Source organism: Pseudomonas sp. EA_65y_Pfl1_P113, from assembly GCF_963970525.1.
Classification (GTDB): domain Bacteria; phylum Pseudomonadota; class Gammaproteobacteria; order Pseudomonadales; family Pseudomonadaceae; genus Aquipseudomonas; species Aquipseudomonas tritici.
On the sequence record NZ_CAXAQM010000264.1, the window covers coordinates 1 to 580 of the forward strand.

Annotated in this window: 1 protein-coding gene; it reads left to right on the forward strand. The window is 59.3% G+C overall.

What is annotated here, in order from left to right; genetic code table 11:
* Window positions 1–345: 345 nt before the first annotated feature.
* The coding region (locus AACY52_RS29500; protein ID WP_339561250.1) for a hypothetical protein at window positions 346–580 on the forward strand (235 nt) is incomplete at its 3' end.

The following is a 580-nucleotide window of genomic DNA, read 5'->3' on the forward strand; positions in this document are numbered from 1 at the left end:
GTATCATGATCTTCGTGTCGCTATGGACGTTGGTACGAAATACAACATGTACCTCGGCGTGACCAACCTTGCCGACAAGCACCCGCCGCTCGACCTGACTGGCCTGGGCGGTGGTAGCGGCCAATATGACGTGATGGGACGCTTCCTGTATGCAGGTGTCGTCGCCAAATTCTGACACGGCTTTAATTTGGGAGTTTGGGGGCGGTATCGCGAGATACCGCCCTTTTTTTGATCAGGCTGCGAGCGGCGGTTGGTTGAAGTCGAATGCAGCCTCGTTCGCGCTTTGACCTTCCTTCCTTGGACCGACTTGGCCTATGCAAGCTATATGGGTCAGGGCTTTGTGCGGTGAGCGAACTTCCAGAACTGAGCGCGGTTCTAATCGGTGCCGCATTCGCCCTATTGATTGGTGGGGCGTCTTGGAATCTGTTTCTCGGCATGCGCGCGCGGCGCGAGGCGAGGGCAACCTTTGCCGCGAATGCCCGGCTTGAAGCCATGCTTGCGTCAGCCCCAGCGCTGGCGCTGACCATACGGAGCGATGGCCGCGTTGATTGCCCACCGCGCCTCGCGGACTGGCTCGGCT